Consider the following 25,254-nt stretch of genomic DNA (forward strand, 5'->3'; position numbering starts at 1 on the left):
TCAGAGCTTCCGCAGCCTGACCTCCTGGACCGTGTGGTCCGGCCCCTTGCGCAGGATGATGGTCGCGCGCGAGCGCGTCGGGATGATGTTGCGCGCCAGGTTCGGCGCGTTCACCGCGTCCCAGATCTGACCCGCGACCGCGCGCGCCTGCTCGTCGTTCAGGGTCGAGTACGAGTGGAAGTAGGAGTCCGGCTCGGCGAACGCGGACTCGCGGAAGGCCAGGAAGCGGTCCACGTACCAGCGGCGGATGTCCTCGGAGTCCGCGTCGACGTAGATCGACACGTCGAAGAAGTCGCTGACGTGCAGCTGAGGCTGTCCCGGCTCGCGGGTGGCCGTGGTCTGGAGCACGTTGAGGCCCTCGACGATCAGCACGTCCGGCTGGCGCACCACGACCCGCTCGCCGGGGACGATGTTGTAGATCTGGTGGGAGTACACCGGGGCGGCGACCTCGGGGGCGCCCGACTTCACCTGGAGGATGAAGTCGCGCAGGGCGCGGCGGTCGTAGGACTCGGGGAAGCCCTTGCGCGCGAGCAGGCCGCGCTCCTCGAGCACCTCGTTCGGGTAGAGGAAGCCGTCGGTGGTGACCAGCTCGACGTGCGGCGATCGGGGCCAACGCGCCATCAGCTCGCGCAGCAGACGGGCGGTCGTGGACTTGCCGACCGCGACCGACCCCGCGACGCCGATGACGAACGGGGTGCGCCCCGAGCGCTCGCCCAGGAACTGGCTGGTCGCACGATGCAGGGCGCCGGTGGCGCCCGAGTAGAGGTCGAGCAGCCGCGACAGCGGGCGGTAGATCTGGTCCACCTCGGTGAGGTCGACGGGATCGCGCAGACCCCGGACCTTGGCGATGTCGTCCTCGGTCAGCGGCAACGGCGTCGAGTCCGCGAGGGCGGCCCACTCCTCGCGGCCCAGCGTCACGTACGGCGTGCTGACGTCGGGGATCCGCGGTGCTGTCACCCGCCCATTGTGGCGCATCGTCCCCACTGCGTCGGCGACGCCGGGGCGGCATCTAGACTCGGACCATGTGCGGAATCGTCGGATATGTGGGAGCCGGTGCGCCTGACGCGAGGCCCCAGGGCGTGGTCATGGGCGGGCTCGCGCGGCTCGAGTACCGGGGGTACGACTCCGCGGGGCTCGCGGTCGTGACCTCCGACCGCGATCGCGTCGGGATGCGCAAGAAGGCCGGCAAGCTGGTCAACCTCGAGAAGGAGCTCGCCGGGCGTCCCCTCGAGCCCGCGACGGCCGCGATCGGCCACACGCGCTGGGCGACCCACGGCGCGCCCACGGACGCCAACGCGCACCCGCACCTCGCGGCGCACGGGCGTCTCGCGATCATCCACAACGGCATCATCGAGAACTTCTCCGCGCTGCGCGCCGAGCTGCAGTCCGAGGGTGTCGAGTTCCTCTCGGAGACCGACACGGAGGTCGCCGGCCACCTGCTCGCACGCGAGGTGGACCGGGGCGAGAGCCTCGCGGACGCGATGCGCATCATCACCCGCCGCCTCGAGGGCGCGTTCACGCTGCTGGCCGTCGACGCCAGCGAGCCGCGCACGGTCGTGGGCGCGCGCCGCAACAGCCCGCTGGTGATCGGCCTGGGCGAGGGCGAGAACTTCCTCGGCTCCGACGTCGTGGCGTTCATCGAGCACACGCGCACCGCGCTCGAGCTGCACCAGGACGAGGTCGTGGAGATCACGCCGGAGGGCGTGACCATCACGGACATCGCCGGACACACCGTCGAGCGCGAGCCGTACCACGTCGACTGGGACGCCACCGCGGCGCAGAAGGGCGGCTTCCCGACCTTCATGGAGAAGGAGATCCACGACCAGCCGACGGCGGTCGCGGACACGCTTCGCGGGCGCATCGACGAGCACGGCCGGCTCCAGCTCGACGGCGGCATGATCCACGAGAACGTGCTCAACTCGATCGACAAGATCATCGTGGTCGCCTGCGGCACCGCCGCGTACGCCGGCCTCGTGGGACGCAACGCGATCGAGCACTGGTGCCGCATCCCGGTCGAGGTGGAGCTCGCCCACGAGTTCCGCTACCGGGACCCGGTGGTGGGCGTGAAGACGCTGGTGGTCGCGATCTCGCAGTCGGGCGAGACCATGGACACGATCATGGCGGTCCGCCACGCGCAGCAGCAGGGCGCCCCCGTCATCGCGATCGTGAACTCTCAGGGCTCGACCATCGCGCGCGAGGCCGACGCGGTGCTCTACACGCGCGCCGGGCCCGAGATCGCCGTGGCGTCGACCAAGGCGTTCCTCGCGCAGATCACCGCCATGTTCCTGCTGGGCATCTACCTCGCGGAGCTGCGCGGCAACAAGTTCCCCGACGAGATCGAGTCGCTCCTCGACCAGCTCGAGGAGATCCCCGCCAAGATCCAGCGGGTGCTCGACGCCTCGGAGCCGGTGCGCGCCCTGGCCCGGACCATGGCGGACGAGCGCACCGTGCTGTTCCTGGGCCGGCACGTGGGCTATCCCGTCGCGATGGAGGGTGCGCTCAAGCTCAAGGAGCTCGCGTACATCCACGCCGAGGGCTTCCCCGCGGGCGAGCTCAAGCACGGCCCGATCGCGCTGATCGAGGAGGGCCAGCCGGTCTTCATCGTGCTGCCGAGCCCCCGCGGCCGCGAGTCCCTGCACTCCAAGGTGATCTCGAACGTCCAGGAGGTCCGCGCGCGCGGCGCCCGCACGTTCGTGATCGCGGAGGAGGGGGACACCGAGGCGGCCAACCACGCGGAGCAGGTGTTCTACGTCCCCGCCGCGCCGGTGCTCATGACGCCGCTGCTGTCGGTGGTGCCGCTGCAGCTGTTCGCCCTCGAGCTCGCGACGGCCAAGGGCTACGACGTGGACCAGCCGCGGAACCTCGCCAAGTCCGTCACGGTCGAGTAGCGCCCGTGGCGATCCTGGGCCTGGGCATCGACGTCGTCGAGATCTCGCGATTCGAGGACGCCCTCGAGCGCTCCCCGGGATTCCTCGAGCGCGTCTTCACGCCCGCCGAGCGGGAGCTCGGTCACGCGAGCCTGGCGGCCCGGTGGGCGGCCAAGGAGGCCGTGGCGAAGGCGCTCGGCGCGCCGGGCGGCATGAGCTGGCAGGACTGCGAGATCGCCCGCATCGAGGGCGGCGCCCCCGTCCTGACGGTGCGGGGGTCGGTCGCGGCCCGAGCCGCGGAGCTGGGGATCACCAGCTTCCATGTATCGCTGTCGCACGATGCGGGGATCGCCTCCGCCGTGGTGATCGGGGAGGGTTGATGAGCAGGCTGCAGGTGACCGTGGACCACGGCGCGATCACGCGCAACGTCGAGCGGCTGCGCGCCGCAACGACCGCGCAGGTGATGGCGGTGGTGAAGGCGGACGCGTACGGGCACGGCCTGGTCCCCTCGGGTCGCGCCGCGCGCGCGGGGGGAGCCACCTGGCTCGGCGTCGCGCAGCCGGACGAGGCGCTCGCGCTCCGGGCCGCGGGGGACACCGGTCGGGTCCTCACGTGGCTCTACGGTCCCGAGGTGCCGGCGCGTGCGCTGATCGAGGCGGACGTCGACCTGTCCGTGTCGTCGCTCCCGGTGCTCGCGAGCATCGTCGCCGGTGCGCGCGAGGCGGGCGGCACGGCCCGCCTGCACCTGTGCCTCGACACGGGGCTCAGCCGGGAGGGCGTGCGCCCGGCGGAGCTGGCGGCGCTGCTGGACGCCGTGCTGGAGGCGCAGGCCGACGGCCTGGTCACCGTGGTCGGCGCGTGGTCGCACCTGGCCTGGGCGGACCAGCCGGGCCATCCCACCATCGACGCGCAGGCCGGGGTGTTCCGCGGCGCGCTCGAGGAGATCGAGGCCCGCGGGATCGCGCTCGAGGTGCGCCACCTGGCGAACTCCGCCGCGACGCTCACCCGGCCCGACCTCCACTTCGACCTGGTGCGCCCCGGCATCGCCGTGTACGGGCTGCCGCCCGTGGAGGACCCGTCGGGGGAGGGCTTCGGGCTCGAGCCCGCGATGCGCGTCTCGGCGACCCTCGCGCTTGTGAAGGACGTCGAGGCCGGCCGCGGCGTGAGCTACGGCCACGACTACGTCACCCCGGCGCGGACCCGGCTCGGGCTCGTGACGGCGGGCTACGCCGACGGCGTGTTCCGCTCGGCTGGCAACCGCGCGGAGGTCGCGGTGGCGGGGCGGCGCTTCCGCATCGCCGGCCGCGTCTGCATGGACCAGGTGGTGCTCGACCTGGGCGCGCGCTCCGAGGCCCAGGCCGGCGACGAGGTGGTGCTGATCGGCCCGGACGGCCCGAGCGCCACCGAGTGGGCCGACGCGATCGGCACCATCGACTACGAGATCGTCTGCCGCTTCGGCTGCCTGAGGGAGAAGACCTCCGTATGACCGCATCGTCCCTCACCACGCTGATCGCCGCGGACGGCGACGCCATGCGCAGGATCGCCGGCGAGGTGCTCGCGCCGCACCTGCGGGCGGGCGACGTGGTGATCCTCACCGGAGACCTGGGCGCCGGCAAGACCACCTTCACGCAGGGCCTCGGTGCCGCGATCGGCGTGCGCGGGCCCGTGGCCAGCCCGACGTTCATCATCGCCCGCACCCATCCGTCCCTCGTGGGCGGACCGGCGCTCATCCACGTCGACGCGTACCGTCTGAACTCCCTGGCGGAGCTCGACGACCTCGACCTCGACACCACGGTCGAGGACTCGATCACGGTGGTCGAATGGGGCGAGGACAAGGCGGAGCAGCTCGCCGCGGACCGCGTCCACGTCACCATCGCCCGCGAGGTGGGGGGCGAGGTCGACATGGAGCGCCCCGACGAGGGGCTGCGCACCGTCACCATCCGGCTGGTCGGCGAGCGCTGGGCCGGCGTCTCGCTCGTAGGCTAGAGCCGTGATCCTCGCGCTCGACACCTCCTCCGCCATCGCCGTCGCGGTGGTCTCCGACGCCGGCGACGTGCTCGCCTCCCGGTCCGTCTTCGACCCGCGCGGCCACGCCGAGCACCTCTCGGCCCTCGTCGCCGAGGCCCTCGAGGAGGCGGGCGCCACCGGCGCGGTCTCCCGGATCGTGGTGGGCACGGGGCCCGCACCGTTCACCGGGCTGCGCGTGGGCCTGATGACCGCGCGCACCCTCGCGACGGTGTGGGGCGTCCCCGTCGAGGGCGTGTGCTCGCTCGACGCGGTAGGCGCGGCCGCGCCCGGCGAGGTGACGGTCGTCGCCGACGCGCGTCGCAAGGAGGTCTACTGGGCGACCTACCGGGACGGCGTGCGCGTGTCGGGGCCCGCCGTGTCCGCGCCCGGGGACGTGCCCGTCCTGGGGTCGGTCCTGGGCCGAGGCGCGCTCCTGTACCCGGAGGCCTTCCCCGGTGCCGTCGGAGCCGACCCCGATCCCGCCCGGCTCGTCGAGGTCGCCGCGTGGCTGCGTGCCGCGGGCGAGCCGATGCCCACCGAACCGCTGTACCTGCGCCGGCCCGACGTGCACGGCGTGCCCGGGGCGTGACCGCGATCCGCGATCTGACCGAGGCCGACCTCCCGTGGATGGCCGAGGTCGAGCGGGAGCTGTTCGGCGCCTCCGCGTGGTCGCGCGACCTCATCACGGAGGACTTCCGCTACGGCCTCACGCGCTACCGCGGCCTCGAGGTCGACGGCGCACTGGCCGGGTACGCCGTCTATGGCTTCGACGGCGACGCGTTCCACCTGATGAACCTCGCGGTGGTGCCGGCGATGCGCGGGCGCGGCCTCGGGCGCGCGCTGATGGAGGACTTCATGGCCGAGGCGCGCCGGCTCGGCGCGCCCGACGCGTGGCTCGAGGTGGCGGTGACCAACCAGGTCGCGCTCGCCCTGTACCGGTCCTACGGCTTCGAGGACGTGCGGGTCCGCAGGAAGTACTACCAGCCGGAGGGTGTCGACGCGCTGGTGATGAGGGCGCAGCTGACCGGCTACCGACCGGCTCAGGCCTGAGCGCCGCCCTTACACCCCTCCAACCCCTGTCGGGACAGTGGTTCCTCTTCTCGGGGCGTCGGCGGCGATGCCGGGACACTGAGTCCTCATCGGCGACCCTCACGCGTGGCGAGGGTTGGTAACGCAGGAGGACTCAGTGTCCCGGAGAGCGCGGAGCAGGCTCAGAATGAGGACTGAGTGTCCCGGCCGGGGGTAGGGGGGATGGGGGTGGAGCGGTCGAGGTGGCGGCCCGGGTGCGGGGGGTCAGAGGACCCGCACCGCCGTGTCCGCCGGGATGCGGCCCTTACGGTCGCCCGCGCCGTGATCCTCCGCGGGGTAGCCGATGCCGAGCAGCACCTCGGCACGCCAGTGCTCGGGCATCAGCGTCCGGTCGAGCGCGGCGCGGTCGAAGCCCCCGTAGGGGCGGACCGCGAGGCCCTCGCCGCGCAGGCCGACGATCACGTAGCCGAGCTGGAGCATCGAGCCCGATCGGGCGATCCAGCTCCGTCCGGCCGGGTCGGCCTCGAAGCGGTCGAACACGGCCGGGTTGCCGCCGGCCCACACGTCGTGGTGATCGTGGAAGCGGTCGTCGTGGGCGGCGACGGCGATGAGCGGGGCCTGCTCGAGCTTGGGCCGGTTGCCGGGTGCCGCGGCGGCCAGCACGGCCTCGCGAGCCTCGCCTGAGGAGGCGATCACCAGGCGCAGCGGCTGCGTGTTGTTGCTGGTGGGCCCCCACTTCGCGAGGTCCCAGACCCGACGCACGACCGTCGGGTCCACGGCGGCGTCCGCGAACGCCACATTGGAGCGCGCCTCGAGGAACAGCGCACGGCGGGCCGCGTCGGACAGCAGGAACGGCGCGGCCGCGGACTCGGGAAGGTTCGTGTTCTCCATACCTTCATGATGACCCATGCGGCGGCCCGCCCCGCACCGCCGCCGACTACAGTTGTCGCGTGGCATTGGTACTGGGACTCGAGTCCACCTGTGATGAGACGGGCATCGCGCTCGTGCGCGGCAACGAGCTGCTCGCGGACGTGGTGGCGTCGTCGATGGACGAGCACGCGCGCTTCGGCGGGATCGTGCCCGAGGTCGCCTCGCGTGCGCATCTCGAGGCCGTGATCCCGACCATGGAGGAGGCGCTGTCGCGGGCCGGCCACACGCTCGGGGACGTCGACGCGATCGCCGTGGCCTCGGGACCGGGCCTGGTGGGGTCGCTCACGGTCGGCGTCTCCGCCGCGAAGGCGCTCGCGCTCGGCCTGGGCAAGCCGCTGTACGGGGTGAACCACGTCATCGGTCACGCGGCGGTCGACCAGCTCGTCCACGGCGAGTTCCCGGACCGCACCATGGCGCTGGTGGTGTCCGGCGGCCACACGTCGTTGCTGCTGGTCGACGACATCGCGACGCAGGTCACGGAGCTCGGGCACACGCTCGACGACGCCGCCGGCGAGGCCTTCGACAAGGTGGGCCGCCTGCTCGGTCTGCCGTACCCCGGCGGTCCCCACGTGGACCGGCTCGCCCGCGAGGGCGACCCGGAGGCGATCCCGTTCCCGCGCGGGCTGTCCAAGCCCAAGGACATGGCGAAGCACGCCTACGACTTCTCCTTCTCCGGGCTCAAGACCGCGGTCGCGCGCTGGGTCGAGGCGCGCCGAGCGTCGGGCCAGGAGATCCCCGTCGAGGACGTCTGCGCGTCCTTCGCCGCCGCGGTGTCGGACGTCCTGGTCACGAAGACGCTCAACGCCTGCCGCGAGCACGGCGTCGAGACGCTCGTGATCGGCGGCGGCTTCTCCGCGAACAGCCAGCTCCGCGAGCTCGCGCAGGCGCGCGGCGAGGCGGCGGGCATCGACGTCCGCATCCCGCCGCTGCGCTACTGCACCGACAACGGCGCGATGATCGCGGCGCTCGGGTCGGCGGTGGTCGACCGCGGCGTCGCCCCGAGCTCGCTCGGGATCGGGGTCGACTCCTCCATGCCACTGTCGACCATCACGGTCTGATGGCCTCCCGGGCGCTGCCGGCGGTGCTGGTGGCGGCGGTCGGGGCGCTCGCCGCCTGCACCTCCGCCGCGGACCCGGCGGCGCCCTCGCCCTCCGCCTCCAGCCCCGCGGCGCCGGTGGCTGCGGTGGCCGCCGCGGTCGCCTCGCCGCCTCCCGAGCCGACCCTGGCGTGGGGCCCGACCGAGGCGATGATGCACGATGCGCTGGCGCGGGCCGCCGCGCTGCCGCTGGAGGACGCCGCGGGCCAGGTGGTGGTCGCCGCGGTGGGCTCGCCCGATCCCGCCGCCGCCGCGGACCTGGTGGCCCGTCACGGGCTGGGCGGCGTCATCCTCATGGGCGAAGCGATCACCGATGCCGACGGCGTGAAGGCGCTGACGGCCGCGGTGAGCGCCGCCGACGACCGCGAGCGGCCGGTCTGGATCAGCGTCGACGAGGAGGGCGGGCTGGTGTCGCGCCTGCGCGAGGTGATCACGCCGATGCCTTCGTTCATGGCCGCGGGGGCGGCCACCGACAAGGCCGTGGTCGAGCGCGTCTACGCCTCGCAGGCCGCGCAGATCCGCGACCTCGGCATCGGCATCGACTTCGCCCCGGTCGCGGACATGACGGTCGGCCCGTCCGATCCGATCATCCGCACCCGGAGCGCCGGTGACCGGGCGGAGGACGTCGCGGCAACCGTGGCGGCGGCAGTCGCCGGCTTCGCGGACGCCGCGGTCGTGCCGGTCCTCAAGCACTTCCCCGGCCACGGCTCGGTGACCGCGGACTCGCATCGGGAGCTGCCCGTCCAGGAGGCGTCCGTGGCCGAGCTCGCGGCCCGGGACCTCATCCCGTTCGCGCGCGCGATCGACGCCGGCGCCCCCGCCGTCATGGTCGCCCACATCGCCGTTCCGGAATGGGGTGACGAGCCTGCGACCCTCCAGCCCGAGGCCTACGCCTACCTGCGAGAGGAGCTCGGGTTCACCGGCGTCGCGGTGACGGACGCGCTCAACATGGGGGCGATCGTGAACCACCACGGGCCGGGCGAGGCCGCGGCGCTGGCGCTCGCGGCCGGCGCCGACGTGCTGCTCATGCCCGCCTCGGTGGACGATGCGGTCGCCGGGATCGTCGCCGCGGTCCAGGAGGGCGGCCTGTCGCGGGAACGCCTCGATCAGGCCGTCGCCCGCATGACCCTCATGCTCGAGTGGAGCGCGGGGGTCGAGCCCGAGGCCGTCCCGCTCGCGGACCCCGCGTACGCGCTCGGCGTCGCGGGCACGACCCTCGCGACCGCGGACTGCGACGCCCCGCTGGTGACGGAGGCCGCCACGGTGGTCGCCGCCGCGCCCCGGCCCCGCGCCGCGCTCGAGGACGCGCTGCGCAAGCGCGGCATCGACGTCGGGGACGACGGTCCGCGGATCGTCCTGATGGGATCGGGCCGCGACGCCGTCACGGCGGACGTGGTCGTCTCGACGGGCGCCCCGTTCGGGCTGGAGAGGTCGGACGCGGACGCCTACATCGCCACGTACGGCTCGACCGACGCGTCGATGCGGGCGCTCGCGGACGTGCTCACCGGCGCGGCCGCTCCGGGCGGCACGTGGCCCGTCGCCATGCCCGGCATGCCGTTCCCGGCGTGCGCATGACGTTCCTGGCGGGCCTCGGGCTCGGGCTCTCGCTGATCGTCGCGATCGGGGCGCAGAACGTGTTCGTGCTGCGCCAGGGCCTGCGGCGGGAGCATGTGGGCGCGGTGGTGCTGATCTGCGCGGTCTCGGACGCTCTGCTGATCGCGCTCGGCGTGTCCGGGATGGGCGCCGCCATCGCCTCGCGCCCGTGGCTCGAGACGGGCGCGCGGTGGGCGGGCGCCGCCTTCCTGCTCGGCTACGCGCTGCTCGCGGCGAGGCGCGCGTGGAAGGGCGGCGAGACCCTGCATCCGGACGATGCGGGTGGCGCCGCCGCCGGCCACGCCGGCACCGGCGGTCGCACGGTCGCGACGGGTGCGGGCCTGCGGGCGGTCGCGGCGACCGCGCTCGCGCTCACGTGGCTCAACCCCCACGTCTACCTCGACACCGTGCTGCTGCTGGGGTCCGTGGCGGGCTCCTACGGCGAGGCGCGGTGGATCTTCGCCGCGGGCGCGGTGACCGGCAGCGTGGTGTGGTTCACCGGCCTGGGCTACGGCGCGCGGCTGCTGAGCGGCGTGCTCGACCGGCCGGGGGCGTGGAGGATCCTCGACGGCGTCATCGCGACGGTGATGCTGGTGCTCGCGGTCTCGCTCGCGTGGGGCGCCTGAACGGGTCAGACGGGCTCGACGATCAGCGCGGTGTGCCTCCCGGCGACGCGGGTGAGGACCAGGGTCTCGCGACGGGTCCCCTTCAGCTTGAGGCGCGGCCGGAGCTGCTCGGGGGTGAGGTCGACCCCGCGCTTCTTGATGTCGACCGCGCCCACGTCGCGGGCCCGGAGCGCCGCCGCGAGCCGCTTCACGTCCAGCGGCAGCGTCTCGATCACCCGGTAGGCGCGGGCGAAGGGCGTCGCCTCGACGTGCGCCGCGGTCAGATAGGCGATGGTCGGGTCGACCAGGTGCGCGCCGATCCGTGCGGCGAGCTCTCCGACCAGGCCCGCGCGGATCACGGCGCCGTCGGGCTCGAGCAGGTAGGCGTCCAGCGGTCCCGCCTCGCCGCGGTCGGTCGGACCCGCGAGCTCGTGCGCGTCCCCGTCGGAGATCACGAGCGCGGAGTGACCCGCGCCGCGCGACGCGTCGCCCGCCCACAGGCCGGCCTCGACGACGTCCCCGTCCACGCTGACCCACTGCGCCTCCATGTCGGCCGGGATCGCCGCGTGGGGGATCCCGGGTCCGACCTTGACGCCGAGCGCGCGCACGGAGCCCCGCAGCTCGATCACCGCGTCGAGGCGCGGCGAGTAGTCGGCGGGGTCGTGGTGGCGTCCCCGTGCGCTGCGCCTGGCCGGGTCGGCGAACACCCCGTCCACCGCATCGTCCGCCAGGGCCGCGAGGCCCTCGAGGGAGTCGCCGTGGAGCACCCGCGACTCCGGCCATGGCGCAAGGTTGCGGCGCGCGAGCACGGCGGTGGCCTCGTCGGCCTCGAACGCCGTCACGGCGATGCCTCGCGCGGCGATGGCGCGCGCGTCGAGCCCCAGGCCGCAGGTGAGGTCGGCGACGCGGGCGCAGCCCGCCTCCGCGAAGCGCTCCGCGTGGAGCCCGGCCACCACGGCGCGCGTCGCCTGCTCGAGCCCCGCGCGATGCAGCACCAGCGCGTCGGCCTGCTCCCCGAGACGTGCGCGCGCCTCGCGGCGGAGCCCGGCGAGGGTCATCGCCGCCGCGACCAGCGCGCCGTCGTGGCCCTCGCGACGCAGGCGCTCGCCCACGCGGAGCTCGTCGGCGGGGGCGACCTCGCGCAGCTGCTCCGCGAGCGACAGGCAGGCGGGGCTCACCGTGAGGCGGGCGGTCGCGGCGTCCATGCGCCGATCTTTTCACGCGGGGCGAACAGCCGCGCCCGCGTTAGCACTCGCGCTCCCAGAGTGCTAAATTGGCGTTGCTCACCACGAGCGCGGAGCCACGTCTGACCCCCGCGACGGCAGACAGGGTCCGCACCACACACACTTCGACAAGGGAAGGTGAGGTCCGCAGTGTCGGTCTCCATCAAGCCTCTGGAGGACAAGGTCGTCGTCAAGGCGGCTGCCGCCGAGACGACCACCGCGTCCGGACTCGTGATCCCTGACACGGCCAAGGAGAAGCCCCAGGAGGGCGAGGTCGTGGCCGTGGGTCCGGGTCGCATCGACGACAACGGCAACCGCGTTCCGCTCGACGTCAACGTCGGCGACCGCGTGATCTACAGCAAGTACGGCGGCACCGAGGTCAAGTACGCCGGCGAGGAGTTCCTGATCCTCTCCGCGCGCGACCTGCTCGCCATCGTCGGCTGACCAGCCGCGCACGTCAGAAGGCTCCCGGGCATCCGCCCGGGAGCCTTCTGCGTCGTCGGGTCAGCTGGCCGCGCGCAGCCTGTTGCTCAGCATCGCGTGGCGCTCGTCCTCGCTGAGGCCGCCCCACACGCCGAACGGCTCGCGCGCCATGAGCGAGCGCTCGCGGCAGAGGTCCAGCACGGGGCAGCGGGCGCAGAACTCCTTGGCGTTCTCGGCCCGCCGGCGCCTCGCCGCGCCGCGTTCGCCCTCGGGGTGGAAGAACAGATCGGGATCGGCGCCCCGGCAGGCGCCCTCGTATTGCCATTCCCATTGGTCCTGCGTCGGTGCCGGCAGCTTCGCCACGGCTTCCATGAGGTGCCCCCTATGGATGTCTCGGGCGGATCGCTCGGCCCCATTGCCGCCCGATCCGGTAGGTGTCTTCCTTGGTATCCAAGCGGTCACCGACATCTCACCGTCGGGCACCACCCGCCCTCACTGCCATTCATAACACCTGTTCCCGGGGCTTGTGAACCCCCGATTTCGGACGGTGCCGCACGGCGTCCTCCGCGGCCTAGAATGGCCCAATGACGCCGCCCGAGAACGACCCGTTCGGGTTCACCGGACTGACCTACGACGACGTCCTCCTCCTGCCGGGGGAGTCCGACGTCATCCCGTCCGAGGTGGACACCTCGACCCGCCTGACCCGCGAGATCACCGTCGCCGTCCCGCTGCTCTCCGCCGCGATGGACACCGTCACCGAGGCACGCCTCGCCATCGCCCTGGCCCGCCTGGGCGGCATGGGCGTGCTGCACCGCAACCTGTCGATCGAGGACCAGGCCCACCAGGTCGAGATCGTCAAGCGCTCCGAGTCCGGGATGATCACCGACCCGGTCACCGTGGGCCCGGACGCGACGCTCGCGGAGCTCGACGCCCTGTGCGCGAAGTACCGCGTCTCGGGGCTTCCCGTCGTCGACGCGGACCGCCGCCTGCTGGGCATCATCACCAACCGCGACCTGCGGTTCGTGAACACGGCCGACTTCGCGCGCCTGCGGGTCGCGGACCAGATGACCGCGATGCCGCTGGTGACCGCCCGTGAGGGCGTGTCGAACCAGGAGGCGTCGGAGCTGCTCGCCAAGCACCGGGTGGAGAAGCTCCCGCTGGTCGACGCCGACGGGCGCCTCACGGGGCTCATCACCGTCAAGGACTTCGTCAAGACCGAGAAGTACCCCCTGGCGTCGAAGGACGCGGAGGGCCGCCTGCGGGTGGCCGCCGCCGTGGGCTTCTACGGCGACGCCTGGGAGCGCGCGACCGCCCTGGTCGAGGCCGAGGTCGATGCGCTGGTGGTCGACACCGCGCACGGCCACGCGCGCAAGATGATCGAGATGATCCAGCGCCTCAAGTCCGACCCCGCCACGCGGCACGTCCAGGTGATCGGCGGCAACGTCGCGACCCGCGACGGCGCCCGGGCCCTGGTCGAGGCCGGCGTGGACGCGGTCAAGGTGGGCGTCGGTCCGGGCTCGATCTGCACCACCCGCGTCGTGGCCGGCGTCGGAGTGCCGCAGGTCACCGCCGTCTACGAGGCCGCGCAGGCCGCGAAGGACGCGGGCGTGCCCGTGATCGCGGACGGCGGGCTCCAGTACTCGGGAGACATCGCCAAGGCGCTGGTCGCCGGCGCCTCGTCCGTGATGCTCGGCTCGCTGTTCGCGGGCTGCGCGGAGACGCCCGGCGACCTGGTCCTGGTCAACGGCAAGCAGTTCAAGAGCTACCGCGGCATGGGCTCGATGGGCGCCATGGCGTCCCGCGGGCGCACGTCCTACTCGAAGGACCGCTACTTCCAGGCGGACGCCCCGAGCGACGACGACCTGATCCCCGAGGGCATCGAGGGCCGCGTGCCCTACAAGGGCCCCCTGAGCTCGGTGGTCCGCCAGCTGGTCGGCGGCCTGGGCCAGTCGATGTTCTACGTCGGCGCCCGCACCATCCCCGAGCTGCAGGCGAAGGGCAAGTTCGTGCGGATCACGCCGGCGGGGCTCAAGGAGTCGCACCCGCACGACGTGCAGATCACCGTCGAGGCGCCGAACTACGCCGGCCGCAACTAGGTGGACATCACCTGGCAGGTGCTGCTGGTCCTCGGGCTGGTCGCGCTCCTCGCCGGGTTCCTCGACACCCTCGCGGGAGGAGGCGGGCTGCTGACGCTGCCCGCGCTCCTGCTCGCCGGCGTGCCGCCGCTGCAGGCGCTCGGCACGAACAAGCTGCAGGGCTCGTTCGGCACGGGCATGGCGACGCTGCAGATGCTGCGGCACCGGCGCGTGCGGTGGGACGATGCGCGCTGGCCGATGCTGTGGGCCTTCCTGGGATCGGCGGCCGGCTCCGTAGCGATTCAGTTCGCTGACTCAGACGCGTTGCGGGTCGTGATCCCGGTCGTGCTGGGGGCGATCGCCGCCTACTTCGCCTTCGTGCCGAAGGCGCATCGCCCTCCCGAGCGCGAGCGGATGTCCGCGGCGCCCTACGAGGCCACCGTGGTGCCGGCGATCGGCGCCTACGACGGCGCCTTCGGGCCGGGGACGGGCTCGCTGTTCGCCCTCGCGGGCGTCACGCTCCGGGCGTACGAGCTGCCGCGGTCGACCGCCGTCGCCAAGACCCTCAACTTCGCCACCAACGTCGCGTCGCTGCTGGTGTTCGCCGTCGCGGGGAAGATGGTGTGGCTCGTGGGCGGCGTGATGATCGTGGGTCAGCTCGTCGGCGCCTACGTCGCGTCGCACGTGCTCTTCAAGGTGTCGCCGGTGGTGCTGCGCGTGCTGATCGTGGTGATGAGCGCGGGCATGCTCGTGCGCGTGCTGCTCGGCTGATCCGGGCTCCGCGCGACGGCCCGAAGGGTCGCGCGGAGCCGCGTCGATCAGGGGTAGAGGCCGCGCAGCCGGTGGGCCTCGGTCACGCGCTGCACCGCGAGCGCGGTGGCGGCCTGACGGTACGTGAGCCGGTGGGCTCCCGCGTAGTCGACCACGTCGTGCCACGCGCGGGTCATCCGCTCCTCGAGCCGGTCGTTCACGTCCCGCTCGCTCCACTGGTAGGCCTGGTTCGCCTGCACCCACTCGAAGTACGAGACGACCACGCCGCCCGCGTTGGCAAGGATGTCCGGCACGACCAGCACGTCCCGCTCGCGCAGGATCCTGTCGGCCGCCTTGGTGGTGGGGCCGTTGGCCCCCTCGACGACGATCGAGGCCTGCACGCGGTCGGCGTTGGCCTCGGTAAGGACGCCCTCGACCGCCGCCGGCACCAGCACGTCGACGTCGAGGGTCAGGAGGTATCCCGGGTCGATCGCCTCCGCTCCGTCGAAGCCCATCACCGATCCCGAGCGGTCGACGTGCTCGCCCAGGCGCGCGATGTCGAGGCCTTCGTGCATGTAGATCGCGCCGTCGATGTCGCTCACGGCCCGGATCTTCACGCCCGCCTCCGCGAGCAGCCGTGCGGCCCCGCGACCCACCTTGCCGAAGCCCTGCACGGCGGCGGTGGCGTGCTCCGGCCGCATGCCGCGCGACGCCATCGCCATCAGCGCGATGTGCGCGACTCCGCGGGACGTGGCCAGCGCGCGGCCCAGCGAGCCGCCGAGGCTGATCGGCTTGCCCGTGACCACGCCGGGCACCGTGTGGCCCTTGGCGACGGAGTACGTGTCCATGATCCACGCCATGGTCGACTCGTCGGTGCCGATGTCCGGAGCGGGGATGTCGACCTCGGGCCCGATGATCGGCAGGATCTCCGTGGTGTACCTGCGCGTGACGCGCTCGAGCTCGGCGTGCGAGTGGTCCCGCGGGTCGATCGCGACGCCGCCCTTGGCGCCGCCGTACGGCACGTCGACGAGCGCGCACTTCCAGGTCATCCACATCGCCAGCGCGCGGACCTCGTCGAGGTCGACCGAGGGCGCGTACCGGAGGCCGCCCTTCGCGGGGCCGCGGGTGAGGGAGTGCTGGACGCGGTAGCCGGTGTAGACGGCGGTCGAGCCGTCATCGCGCCGCAGCGGGATCGAGACCATCATCTCCCGCCGCGAGGTCGCGAGCATGCGTCGCGTCCCCTCGCTGAGGCCGAGGTGTCCGACCGCCTCGGCGAGCTGCGCGTGAGCATCGGCGAGGGGGTTGGCAGGCAGCACGGCCGTGGCCGTGGCACCGGAATGCTCCATTGCATCCTCCAGTTCAGGGGTGACTCGACTGTAACCCCGCCCCGGTGACGCTCAGGAGACCGCCCGCCCCAAGTCGCGACACGACGTCGCGCGGCCGTGCCGCGCCGGTCTGTTCGTCCGGCGACGCCCGGCCGCACCGCGCCGCGCTCAGGCGAACAGCGTGCCCTCGGGCGCCTCGTCGACCGCCTCGAGGCGCGGCACCAGCGGCCACCGCGGGTCCGGCAGGTCCTCGGTCCGGCCTCGCGACCTCAGCCACGCCGCGAACCCCGTCGCCCAGTCCTTGTATGCGGAGATCTGCTGGTCGTGCAGGGCGTCGAGCTCGACCGAGGCGAGAGTCGGGTACGCGGCCGCGAGGGCCCGGACCAGCTCGAGCGTGGCGAGCACGTCGGCGTCCGCCGCATGCAGCGAATCCGCCTCGACCCTGACCGCGTACAGCGTGCAGAGGTCGATGAGCTTGCGTGAGCCCTTGCGGTAGCGGTCGAGGTGGCGGTCGAGCACGTAGGGGTCCACGACGGGGCGGATCTCGCCGCGGTCGAGGCGCGAGACCAGCGACGGCAGGCCGTGCCGCGCGAGCTCGTGCTCGAGGATGGTGAGGTCGAACTGCGCGTTGTAGGCGACCACCGGCTGACCCGCGTTGAGCGCGTGGGCGAGCGCTGCGGCGATCTGCTCGAGCGCCTCTGCGGGCGCCTGACCCTCCGCGCGTGCGCGCTCGGTGCTGATGCCGTGCACCGCGGTGGCGGCCGCCGGGATCTCGACGCCCGGGTCGATGAGCCAGGTGCGCGCGGAGACGTCCTGTCCCGTGCGGGTGATGAGGGCGGCGGTGACGATGCGGTCGCGCGCCGTCGCGACGCCCGTGGTCTCGGTGTCGAAGCCCACCATGGTCTGATCGATCCAGCTCATGGTCCCAGCCTGGCACGGACCACCGACGCCGGGTGACGTTCCGTCCCCAGGCGGTCCCGCATCGTCCCACGTGCCGGGGCGTGCGCGGACGATAGGCTAGTGACCCGTGAGCAACGAGATCGAGATCGGCCGCGGCAAGCGCGGCCGCCGGGCCTACTCCTTCGACGACATCGCGGTGGTGCCCTCGCGGCGCACGCGTGACCCGAAGGTGGTCAGCCTCGGGTGGCAGATCGACGCGTTCCAGTTCCAGATCCCCGTCATCGGCGCACCCATGGACTCGGTGATGAGCCCCGCCACCGCGATCGCGCTCGGCCACGCGGGTGGTCTGGGCGTCCTCGACCTCGAGGGCCTGTGGACGCGGTACGAGGACCCCACGGACCAGCTCGCCGAGATCGCCGCGATGGGTCCCGAGCACGCCACCGCGCGCATGCAGGAGCTCTACTGCGAGCCCATCAAGGACCACCTCATCACGCAGCGCCTGCAGGAGATCCGCGCCGCCGGCGTGGTCGTCGCGGGCGCGCTGAGCCCGCAGCGGACGCAGGAGCACTACGAGACGGTGCTCCAGGCGGGCGTCGACCTGTTCGTGATCCGCGGCACCACCGTGAGCGCGGAGCACGTGTCGGGCGAGGCCGAGCCGCTCAACCTCAAGAAGTTCATCTACGACCTCGACGTCCCCGTGATCGTCGGCGGCGCCTCCACGTACCAGGCGGCGCTCCACCTCATGCGGACGGGCGCGGCCGGCGTCCTGGTCGGCTTCGGCGGCGGCGCGGCGCAGACCACGCGCACCACGCTCGGCATCCACGCGCCGATGGCGACCGCGGTGTCCGACGTCGCCGCGGCGCGCCGCGACTACCTCGACGAGTCGGGCGGTCGGTACGTCCACGTGATCGCGGACGGTGGTCTGGGCCGGTCGGGCGACATCGTCAAGGCGATCGCCTGCGGCGCGGACGCCATCATGCTCGGCGCCGCCCTCGCGCGCGCCGAGGAGGCGCCCGGCTCCGGCTTCCACTGGGGCCAGGAGGCGCACCACCACGAGCTTCCCCGCGGCGAGCGCGTCCACGTCGGCACCGTGGCGCCGCTGCAGGAGATCCTTTTCGGGCCGGGGTCGCACGCCGACGGCACCTCCAACCTCATGGGTGCGCTGCGGCGGTCGATGGCGACCACCGGCTACTCCGACCTCAAGGAGTTCCAGCGGGTCGACCTGGTGGTCAGCCCGTACCAGGGCCAGCACGGCTGAGCGTCCCTCGCGTGGGGGCTCGGACCCCGCGATGTTGATGACCGCGCGCATCGGGGCGCGCCCCGACGCCTCGGCATGAGCACGCCAGACGGGCATATGTGAATCGGGACTCACATTCCGCGCGAAGTTGTGCCATGCTCGGGAGTGCACGCGGCGAGCAACGGCGCCCGCTCCGCGTGGACCCCGCGACAGGGTGCCGGTCAGGAGTCCCCACATGAAGGCTGTGCGATTCGACGCGTGGAAGACGCGGCCCACCCTGGTCGACGTGGAGCGACCTGTCCCCGGCCCGGGTGAGGTGCTGCTCAAGGTCGCCGGCTCGGGCGCCTGCCACTCGGATGTCGCGCTCTACGCGATCTTCGAGGAGGCGATCGCGATGCCGCAGCTCCGGCCCGCCTATGTCCTCGGTCACGAGGTCACGGGGTGGGTCGAGGAGGCCGGGCCGGGCGTCGTCGGCATGGAGAAGGGCGACGCCTACATGGTCTACGCGGCGCGCGGCTGCGGGCACTGCTCGTCGTGCTCCCGCGGCGAGGACACGCTGTGCGTGAACGTGGCCTCGATGACCCACCTCGGCAGCGGCCTCGGGCTGGACGGCGGGATGGCCGAGTACATGACCGTGCCGGTGCGGAACCTGGTCCCGCTCGAGGGTGCGGACCCGATCGCGGCGGCACCGCTCGTCGATGCCGGCCTCACCGCCTATCACGCGGTCAAGCTCGCGCTCCCGAAGCTCGCGGCGGGCGGGCGCACCGCGCTCGTGATCGGCCTCGGCGGGGTGGGCCAGCTGGCGGTGCAGCTCCTGCGCGAGATGTCCGCCGCCACCGTGCTGGCCACGGACCTCAAGCCCGAGGCGCGCGACCTGGCCTCGCGCCGCGGCGCCGTGATCGTCGACGGCGGCGAGGACCAGGCGGCCCGCATCCGCGAGCTGACGGGCGGTCGCGGCGTCGACGCGGTGTTCGACCTGGTGGGGACCGCCGAGACCATGCAGCTCGCCCAGGCGGTGGTCGCGGTCCGCGGGCGCATCACCGTGGTGGGGCTCGCGGGCGGCCGGACCGACTGGGGCTTCTACACGACGCCCTTCGAGGCCGAGATCATGGGCACGTACATGGGCACCCTCGAGGAGCTCCACGAGCTCTCCGCGCTGTACCGCGCCGGACGGCTCGAGGTCGACGTCACGCCGTACCCGCTGGAGGATGCGCTGGAGGCGTACGGCCGCCTCGAAGCAGGGACGATGCTGGGGAGGGCGGTGGTGGTCCCTCACCCGGACGCCGCCGGGGTCGCGGTGGAGGGGGCCTCGCAGGCCGAGCCCGCGACCGTCTGAGGGTGCGCGGCGCCGCGCCGCCCCTCAGCGCGGGGCGGCGCCGCGCGTCAGCCGTCGGGAATACCCCGCGGGGCTTCTGTGTCATGATCTGTATGACACGTGTACAGCAACGGCGCCCGCACAGTGTCCTCCCGTCCCTTGGGCGCCACGAAGGAGCTCCCTGATGAAGGCGCTGCGTTTCACCGCGTGGAAGACCAAGCCGTCGCTGCAGGAGGTCGAGCGTCCCTCGCCCGCCCCGGGCGAGGTGCTGCTCAAGGTCGCGGGAGCGGGTGCGTGCCACTCCGACGTCGCGGTCTACGACCAGTTCGACGAGTCGACGGTGGGCCCGCAGCTCGCTCCGGCCTACACCCTCGGACACGAGACCGCGGGCTGGATCGAGGAGGTCGGCGAGGGTGTGCTCGGCCTCACCAAGGGCGACGCCTACCTGGTCTACGGGCCCATCGGCTGCGGCCACTGCGCCGCCTGCTCTCGCGGCCAGGACACGTACTGCGAGAACGCCGCGCAGACCCCGTTCCTCGCATCCGGGCTGGGCAAGGACGGCGGCATGGCCGAGTACATGACGGTCCCCGCCCGCAACCTGATCCCGCTGGGCGACGCCGACCCGGTCGCCGCGGCGCCCCTCGCGGACGCCGGTCTGACGCCGTATCACGCGATCAAGCTCGCGCTCGACAAGCTCCAGGGCGGCGGCAAGACGGCCCTGGTCATCGGCCTGGGCGGTCTGGGTCAGATCGCGGTCCAGGTGCTCAAGGCCACCACCGCGGCCACGGTCATCGCCACGGACATGAAGCCCGAGGCGATGGAGCTCGCGGGCCGCCGCGGCGCCGTGACGGTGTCGGGCGGCGATGCCCAGGCCGAACGCATCCGGGAGCTCACAGGCGGGCGCGGCGTCGACGCCGTCTTCGACTTCGTGGGCCTCACCCCGACCATCCAGCTCGCGCAGAAGGTGGTCGCGAAGCAGGGCCGGATCACCGTGGTCGGCATCGCGGGCGGACCCGTGCAGTGGGACTTCTACTCCAACCCCTACGAGGCGGAGCTGACGAACACCTACTGGGGCACCATCGAGGAGCTGCACGAGCTCGCGGCGCTCTACCGCGACGGTCACATCGAGGTCGACGTCACCCGGTTCTCCCTCGACCATGCGCTCGAGGCCTACGAGCATCTCGAGAAGGGGACGCTGCTCGGCCGTGCGGTCGTCGTACCCCATCCCGACGCGCCGGCCGCGGCGACCGACGCCGTGAGGGAGCAAGTCGCCATGGGCGTCTGATCCCGCCCGTCTCCGTGGCGGGGACGATGCGCCTCCTGGACGAGCGCGTCGTCCCCGTCAGCGTGGGGGCAGCACCGTGAGGGCCTCGACGACGGCGCCCCGCCCGCGAAGATCCGCCATCGTGGCGCGCACGTCGGTCAGGGGCCCGGCGAGCATCGTGATCGGGGCGCCTCCCTCGGCGTGCGAGTGCACCGTCACCCCGGGCCCCGCCTCGACATCTCCGACGACGCCCGTGAGCACGGCCACCGCCCCGACCCCCGCATCGTCCGCCCGGATCAGCACGACCGCGCGCACCACGGCGAGCCGCTCGAGAGTCCTCACCAGGACGTGGGCGAGCCGCTCGGACGCGGTGAACTCGACGCAGACCGTGCCGCGGCCGTCGTGGACGTCGAGCGTCGAGATCGAGGCGAAGCTCACGCCCCGCTCGGAGAAGACGCCGGTGAGGGCGCTCGACGCGCCCGCCCGGTCGTCGACCTCGACGAACGCGAACCAGCGCGTGCTGACGGCGGTCACGGGGCGCCCCCGCCCCAGGCGACGAGCGACTCGTTGATCGCCTGCCCGACCTCCCACAGCATGCGGCGCTCGTCGGCGGCGAGGTCGTCGAGCATGACCCGTGTCCACCCGTCAGGTCCGACCGCGACGGGCACGCCGAGCACGCCCCGCCATGGCATGCCGCCGAGCTCGATCTCGCCGTCGAGGAGCACCTGACCCGCGACCACGATGTCGCGGCCGTCCAGGATGGTACGGATGAGGTCGACGGTCGCATTGGCGGTGCCGTGCGCCGTCTTCGCGCCGCTCTGGTGCGTCAGGTACGGCCGCACCACGGCCTGAACGTCCGGCGGCAGCGTGTCGACGGCGGCGAAGGCCTCCGCGATGTCCGCCATGCCCGTGATCCGCTGCTTCGCGGCGGCGATCTCGGACGCGAAGGAGGTCAGCGTGCGGTCCCCGCGCAGGCGCGTCACGATCTCGGCTCGCTCGTCCGCGTCGAGGCCTCGCAGCCGCACGGCGGACCACAGGGGCACCATGCGGTCACCGTGCTGACCGGCCACGAAGCCCCCGACGCGATGGCGCCGGATGCCCAGCGTGGCGGCGATCTCGCGCCGGAACCGGAGCGTGTCGAGCCAGGCGCCCATGCCGATGACGCGGTGGCGGCCGAGCGCATGGGAGAAGACCTCGACCGCGAGCTCGACCGGGTTCGCGACCACGATCACGATCTCGTGACCGCTGCCGTGCTCCGCCAGCGCGTCGGCGTACTCCTCGAAGGTGCGGCGGTTGTCGCGCGCGAGGGCGTCCCGGTCGATCGTGACTCCGGTGCCGGTGGGAAGCGTGCGGCCCGCGGCCATCACCACCACGTCGGCGACCACGTCCTCGGGCCGGTCGGCGACGTCGATGTGGGGAGCGTGCTCGTCGTGCGCGTCGATCAGGTCGACGCGCAGCCCGTGGACCGCCTGGCCGCTCGCGCCCCCGGGCCTGCCCACCAGCTGCAGCCGCGACGTCGGCCCGAGCTCTCCGCGTTCGATGAGCTGGCCGCAGATGGCCCGGCCCACGTCACCCGTGGCGCCGACGATCGACACGTCCATGCCCGCGACAGTACGCGCGGCGTGTGTCGCCGGTGTTGCGCGTCAGCCGAGGCGCTCGGACAGGTCGAGCCAGCGGTCCTCCAGCTCGGCCGTCTCCTCCTCGTACTCCTTGAGCGTCCTCATGAACGTCGCCAGCGCCGCGAAGTCCGACTGGTCGTGCATGACCATCTCGTGGTGCGTGCCCTCCGTGAGCTCGCCGAGCTTCGCCATGCGGCGCTCGACCGCCTTCAGCTCCTTCTCGACCTCGCGACGCTCCGCGCCGCTCACGGCGACCGGCGCATCGTCCCTCGCCGCCGCATCGTCCGGTCCGAACGTGCCGATGCCGGACCGGGCCGCGCGGCGCCGCCGCGACAGCTCGACGTACTCGTCGACGCCGCCGGGCAGGTGACGGAGGCCGCCGTCGACCACCGCGAACTGCGTGTCGGTGATCCGCTCCATGAGGTAGCGATCGTGGCTGACGACGATCAGCGTGCCCGGCCACGCGTCGAGCAGGTCCTCGAGCGCGGCGAGCATGTCCGTGTCGAGGTCGTTGGTCGGTTCGTCGAGGACCAGCACGTTGGGCTCGGACAGGAGCACCACCAGCAGCTGGAGGCGGCGTCGCTGGCCGCCGGACAGCCGTCCGACGGGGGTCTTGAGCTGGGCCGACGTGAAGCCCATGCGCTCGAGCAGCTGGCCCGGGGTCATCTCCTGGCCGTCGGACAGGGTGATCGAGGAGAACTGCTTGACCACGGCGGAGACGCGCTCGTCGGCGTGCTCCTCGAGCTCGGCGAGCTGCTGGCTGAGCTGGGCGACGCGGACGGTGACGCCGGTCTTGACCCGGCCGGTCGTGGGCTCCTGCTCGCCCGTGACCAGGCGCAGCAGGGTGGACTTGCCGGCGCCGTTCTCCCCGAGGAGGCCGATCCGGTCGCCGGGGCCGATGTTCCAGTCGAGGTCGTGGAGCACCTCGTGGTCGCCGTACGCGACCCCGACCCGGATGAGCTCGACCACGTCCTTGCCCAGGCGCGCGGCGGCCATGCGGTGGAGCCTGACCGAGTCGCGGATCGGCGGGACGTCCTCGATGAGGGCGTTGGCGGCGTCGATCCGGAACTTGGGCTTGGAGGTGCGCGCGGGGGCGCCGCGACGCAGCCACGCGAGCTCCTTGCGCATGAGGTTCTGGCGGCGCTGCTCGGTGACGGCGGCGATGCGGTCGCGCTCGACCCGCTGGAGCACGTAGGCCGCGTAGCCGCCCTCGTACATGTCGACCTCGCCGTCGTGGACCTCCCAGGTGCGGGTGGTGACCTCGTCGAGGAACCAGCGGTCGTGGGTGACCACCAGCAGGGCGCCCTTGTTCGCCGCCCACCGGCGCTTGAGGTGCTCCGCGAGCCACGTGACGCCCTCGACGTCGAGGTGGTTGGTGGGCTCGTCGAGGAAGACGGCGTCGTGATCGCCGACCAGCACGTGCGCGAGGGCCACCCTCCTCTGCTGGCCTCCGGAGAGGTCGCCGACCACGGCGTCGGCGGGCAGGTCGGGGACCAGGCCGGACATGATGTCGCGCACCCGCGGGTCGGCGGCCCACTCGTGCTCGTCCATGTCGCCGACGATCGCCTGGGCGACGGTCAGCGCGGTGTCCACGTGGTCCGACTGGTCGAGGACGCCGATGCGGGTGCCGCGCGCGACCGTGACGCGGCCGTCGTGAGGGGCGAGGCGGCCCGCGAGGATCTTCATGAGGCTGGACTTGCCCGCGCCGTTGGCGCCGACGATGCCGATGCGGTCGCCGTCGTCGAGGCCCACGGAGATGGAGCCGAGGACCGTGCCGGTGCCGAAGTCGAGGTGGAGCGCCTCCGCGCCCAGGAGATGAGCCACCCGACGATTTTAGTCGGGACGGTGAGTCCTCCGATCTCGGCGGATCTGCGCCCGTCGGGACGCTGAGTCCTCATCCGTGGTGGCGGCGGTGGTGACTAGGCTCGCCGCATGAACATCAGGCAGGCGGCGTGCGGCGCCGCGGCACTGGACGCCGGCGCGATCGCGGTGTTCGCCGCCATCGGGCGTGCGAGCCATGACGAGGGGATCCTCGGCGACGACGGCCTCGGACTGCTCACCACGTACTGGCCGTTCGCGGCGGGAGCGGCCGCCGGCTGGCTGCTGTCGCGCGGCTGGAACGCGCCATGCGACTGGAGGAGGACCGGAGCGATCGTGTGGGCGGCGACCCTGGTCGGCGGCATGGCGCTGCGTGCGGCCACCGGCCAGGGCGTGCAGGTGTCCTTCGTGATCGTCGCCGGCACGTTCATCGCGGCGGGGCTGATCGGCTGGCGCGTGGTGTCGGGCGCCATCGCGAAGCGTCGCGGTCTCACGCCGTGACGCTGCGCTGCGACGTCATCCGCTTCGTCGCCTTCGAGGACCTGGGCGTATGGGAGCCCGAGCTCCGAGCCCACGGCTATGAGGTCCGCTACCTCGACGCCGGCGTCGACGACGTGACCGAGGCGTCAGGCGCCGAGCTCGCGATCGTGCTCGGCGCGCCCATCGATGCTCCGGACTCAGCCGGGTATCCGGTGCTCGACCAGGTGCGCGCGGTGCTCGCGGCGCGCCGCGACCGGCCCACCGTCGGGGTGTGCCTCGGGGCTCAGCTCATGGCGCTGGTGGCGGGCGCGTCGGTCCTGCCGGGCGCGCGCGAGGTCGGCTTCGCGCCCGTCGAGGTCACCGAGGCCGGACGGCGGGGCCCGCTCCGCGCGCTCGACTGCGCCCCGGTGCTCCACTGGCACACGGACACCTTCACGCTGCCGGACGGCGCCGTGCTGCTCGCCTCGACCGCGGCCAACCGGAACCAGGCGTTCGCGCTCGGTCCCTGGCTCGCGGTCCAGTTCCATCCGGAGGCCGACCCCGAGGCGATCGAGCGCTGGCTCATCGGGCACACGGGGGACCTGCGCGCCTGGGGGATCGACCCGAGGGAGCTGCGGCAGGCCGCGCGGGATCATGGGGATGCGGCCGCGATGGGTGGCGTGCAGGTGATCCGCGAGTACGTGCGAGCCCTCTGAGCG

26 protein-coding genes are annotated in these 25,254 nt (G+C 73.0%); 17 read left to right on the plus strand and 9 right to left on the minus strand.

Annotation, left to right across the window (positions count from 1 at the left end; all coding sequences use genetic code 11):
• Positions 1-975 (minus strand): type I pantothenate kinase, encoded by a 975-nt coding sequence (coaA, locus tag QQX13_RS04315; protein WP_301119652.1) that lies wholly within the window; start codon positions 973-975, stop codon positions 1-3.
• Positions 976-1,022: 47 nt separating this feature from the next.
• Between coaA and glmS the strand changes: the two genes are divergently transcribed.
• The 6 genes from glmS to rimI are packed head-to-tail and all read left to right on the plus strand — an operon-like array spanning position 1,023 to position 5,924.
• Positions 1,023-2,888 carry a glutamine--fructose-6-phosphate transaminase (isomerizing) gene (glmS, locus tag QQX13_RS04320; RefSeq protein ID WP_301119654.1) on the plus strand — a complete coding sequence of 622 codons (1,866 nt, stop codon included), beginning with the start codon at positions 1,023-1,025 and terminating at the stop codon, positions 2,886-2,888.
• A gap of 5 nt (positions 2,889-2,893) precedes the next feature.
• Complete coding sequence (locus tag QQX13_RS04325; protein WP_301119656.1) at positions 2,894-3,247, plus strand: holo-ACP synthase; 354 nt, start codon at positions 2,894-2,896, stop codon at positions 3,245-3,247.
• Entirely contained in the window at positions 3,247-4,353 is a 1,107-nt protein-coding gene (gene alr, locus QQX13_RS04330) for an alanine racemase (RefSeq protein ID WP_301119658.1), read from the plus strand. Before QQX13_RS04325 ends, alr begins: the two co-directional genes overlap by 1 nt.
• Positions 4,350-4,853 carry a tRNA (adenosine(37)-N6)-threonylcarbamoyltransferase complex ATPase subunit type 1 TsaE gene (tsaE, locus tag QQX13_RS04335; RefSeq protein WP_301119660.1) on the plus strand — a complete coding sequence of 168 codons (504 nt, stop codon included), beginning with the start codon at positions 4,350-4,352 and terminating at the stop codon, positions 4,851-4,853. Before alr ends, tsaE begins: the two co-directional genes overlap by 4 nt.
• Before the next feature lie 4 nt (positions 4,854-4,857).
• Entirely contained in the window at positions 4,858-5,463 is a 606-nt protein-coding gene (gene tsaB, locus QQX13_RS04340; protein WP_301152590.1) for a tRNA (adenosine(37)-N6)-threonylcarbamoyltransferase complex dimerization subunit type 1 TsaB, read from the plus strand.
• Positions 5,460-5,924, plus strand: coding sequence for a ribosomal protein S18-alanine N-acetyltransferase (gene rimI / locus QQX13_RS04345; protein ID WP_301152591.1), 465 nt, complete (start codon positions 5,460-5,462; stop codon positions 5,922-5,924). Before tsaB ends, rimI begins: the two co-directional genes overlap by 4 nt.
• Positions 5,925-6,167: 243 nt before the next feature.
• On the opposite strand, the gene QQX13_RS04350 is transcribed toward rimI, so the two are convergent.
• A complete protein-coding gene (locus tag QQX13_RS04350; protein WP_301119666.1) occupies positions 6,168-6,794 on the minus strand; it encodes a malonic semialdehyde reductase in 627 nt (208 codons plus the stop codon).
• Positions 6,795-6,853: 59 nt separating this feature from the next.
• Between QQX13_RS04350 and tsaD the strand changes: the two genes are divergently transcribed.
• The 3 genes from tsaD to QQX13_RS04365 are packed head-to-tail and all read left to right on the plus strand — an operon-like array spanning position 6,854 to position 10,148.
• A complete protein-coding gene (gene tsaD, locus QQX13_RS04355; protein ID WP_301119667.1) occupies positions 6,854-7,891 on the plus strand; it encodes a tRNA (adenosine(37)-N6)-threonylcarbamoyltransferase complex transferase subunit TsaD in 1,038 nt (345 codons plus the stop codon).
• On the plus strand, positions 7,891-9,504 hold the full coding sequence (locus tag QQX13_RS04360) for a glycoside hydrolase family 3 N-terminal domain-containing protein (protein WP_301152593.1): 1,614 nt from the start codon (positions 7,891-7,893) through the stop codon (positions 9,502-9,504). Before tsaD ends, QQX13_RS04360 begins: the two co-directional genes overlap by 1 nt.
• Complete coding sequence (locus QQX13_RS04365) at positions 9,501-10,148, plus strand: LysE/ArgO family amino acid transporter (protein ID WP_301152594.1); 648 nt, start codon at positions 9,501-9,503, stop codon at positions 10,146-10,148. The genes QQX13_RS04360 and QQX13_RS04365 overlap by 4 nt, the downstream gene beginning before the upstream one ends.
• A gap of 5 nt (positions 10,149-10,153) precedes the next feature.
• Here QQX13_RS04365 and QQX13_RS04370 read toward each other — a convergent pair whose 3' ends face one another.
• Positions 10,154-11,332, minus strand: a complete 1,179-nt coding sequence (locus tag QQX13_RS04370) for a THUMP-like domain-containing protein (RefSeq protein WP_301152595.1) — start codon at positions 11,330-11,332, stop codon at positions 10,154-10,156.
• Positions 11,333-11,500: 168 nt separating this feature from the next.
• Here QQX13_RS04370 and groES point away from each other — a divergent pair, with 168 nt between their 5' ends.
• Positions 11,501-11,794 (plus strand): co-chaperone GroES, encoded by a 294-nt coding sequence (gene groES / locus QQX13_RS04375; RefSeq protein WP_301119977.1) that lies wholly within the window; start codon positions 11,501-11,503, stop codon positions 11,792-11,794.
• A 60-nt stretch (positions 11,795-11,854) separates the two neighbouring features.
• Here the strand turns inward: groES and QQX13_RS04380 are convergent, their stop codons facing one another.
• Positions 11,855-12,145, minus strand: a complete 291-nt coding sequence (locus tag QQX13_RS04380; protein ID WP_301119672.1) for a WhiB family transcriptional regulator — start codon at positions 12,143-12,145, stop codon at positions 11,855-11,857.
• Positions 12,146-12,357: 212 nt separating this feature from the next.
• On the opposite strand from QQX13_RS04380, the gene guaB reads away from it, so the two are divergent.
• Together guaB and QQX13_RS04390 are read left to right on the plus strand one after the other, a co-directional pair.
• Positions 12,358-13,869, plus strand: coding sequence for an IMP dehydrogenase (gene guaB, locus QQX13_RS04385; protein WP_301152597.1), 1,512 nt, complete (start codon positions 12,358-12,360; stop codon positions 13,867-13,869).
• Positions 13,870-14,619: a TSUP family transporter gene (locus QQX13_RS04390; protein ID WP_301119675.1), complete on the plus strand. Its 750-nt coding sequence runs from the start codon at positions 13,870-13,872 to the stop codon at positions 14,617-14,619.
• Between the two features lie 47 nt (positions 14,620-14,666).
• On the opposite strand, the gene QQX13_RS04395 is transcribed toward QQX13_RS04390, so the two are convergent.
• Positions 14,667-15,944, minus strand: a complete 1,278-nt coding sequence (locus QQX13_RS04395; RefSeq protein ID WP_301119676.1) for a Glu/Leu/Phe/Val family dehydrogenase — start codon at positions 15,942-15,944, stop codon at positions 14,667-14,669.
• Between the two features lie 147 nt (positions 15,945-16,091).
• Positions 16,092-16,844 (minus strand): exonuclease domain-containing protein, encoded by a 753-nt coding sequence (locus QQX13_RS04400; RefSeq protein ID WP_301152599.1) that lies wholly within the window; start codon positions 16,842-16,844, stop codon positions 16,092-16,094.
• A 106-nt stretch (positions 16,845-16,950) separates the two neighbouring features.
• Between QQX13_RS04400 and QQX13_RS04405 the strand changes: the two genes are divergently transcribed.
• From QQX13_RS04405 to QQX13_RS04415, 3 genes are all read left to right on the plus strand, one after another.
• Positions 16,951-18,081 (plus strand): GuaB3 family IMP dehydrogenase-related protein, encoded by a 1,131-nt coding sequence (locus tag QQX13_RS04405; protein WP_301152601.1) that lies wholly within the window; start codon positions 16,951-16,953, stop codon positions 18,079-18,081.
• Between the two features lie 214 nt (positions 18,082-18,295).
• The gene (locus tag QQX13_RS04410; RefSeq protein WP_301152602.1) at positions 18,296-19,396 is read left to right on the plus strand and encodes an NAD(P)-dependent alcohol dehydrogenase; all 1,101 of its coding nucleotides are present in this window, start codon (positions 18,296-18,298) and stop codon (positions 19,394-19,396) included.
• Positions 19,397-19,559: 163 nt separating this feature from the next.
• Positions 19,560-20,660, plus strand: a complete 1,101-nt coding sequence (locus QQX13_RS04415) for an NAD(P)-dependent alcohol dehydrogenase (RefSeq protein ID WP_301119683.1) — start codon at positions 19,560-19,562, stop codon at positions 20,658-20,660.
• Positions 20,661-20,717: 57 nt separating this feature from the next.
• Here the strand turns inward: QQX13_RS04415 and QQX13_RS04420 are convergent, their stop codons facing one another.
• From QQX13_RS04420 to QQX13_RS04430, 3 genes are read right to left on the minus strand one after another with little or no spacing between them, the layout of a single operon-like run.
• Positions 20,718-21,173 carry an ACT domain-containing protein gene (locus QQX13_RS04420; RefSeq protein WP_301152604.1) on the minus strand — a complete coding sequence of 152 codons (456 nt, stop codon included), beginning with the start codon at positions 21,171-21,173 and terminating at the stop codon, positions 20,718-20,720.
• Entirely contained in the window at positions 21,170-22,240 is a 1,071-nt protein-coding gene (locus tag QQX13_RS04425; RefSeq protein ID WP_301152605.1) for a lactate/malate family dehydrogenase, read from the minus strand. Before QQX13_RS04425 ends, QQX13_RS04420 begins: the two co-directional genes overlap by 4 nt.
• Positions 22,241-22,282: 42 nt before the next feature.
• Complete coding sequence (locus QQX13_RS04430) at positions 22,283-24,082, minus strand: ABC-F family ATP-binding cassette domain-containing protein (protein WP_301119687.1); 1,800 nt, start codon at positions 24,080-24,082, stop codon at positions 22,283-22,285.
• Between the two features lie 108 nt (positions 24,083-24,190).
• Between QQX13_RS04430 and QQX13_RS04435 the strand changes: the two genes are divergently transcribed.
• Both QQX13_RS04435 and QQX13_RS04440 read left to right on the plus strand, forming a co-directional pair.
• Positions 24,191-24,577: a DUF3054 domain-containing protein gene (locus QQX13_RS04435; protein ID WP_301152606.1), complete on the plus strand. Its 387-nt coding sequence runs from the start codon at positions 24,191-24,193 to the stop codon at positions 24,575-24,577.
• Positions 24,574-25,251 carry a glutamine amidotransferase-related protein gene (locus QQX13_RS04440; RefSeq protein ID WP_301152608.1) on the plus strand — a complete coding sequence of 226 codons (678 nt, stop codon included), beginning with the start codon at positions 24,574-24,576 and terminating at the stop codon, positions 25,249-25,251. The genes QQX13_RS04435 and QQX13_RS04440 overlap by 4 nt, the downstream gene beginning before the upstream one ends.
• Positions 25,252-25,254 lie beyond the last annotated feature (3 nt).

It is taken from the genome of Demequina lignilytica, assembly GCF_030418375.1.
GTDB classification, from domain to species: domain Bacteria; phylum Actinomycetota; class Actinomycetes; order Actinomycetales; family Demequinaceae; genus Demequina; species Demequina lignilytica.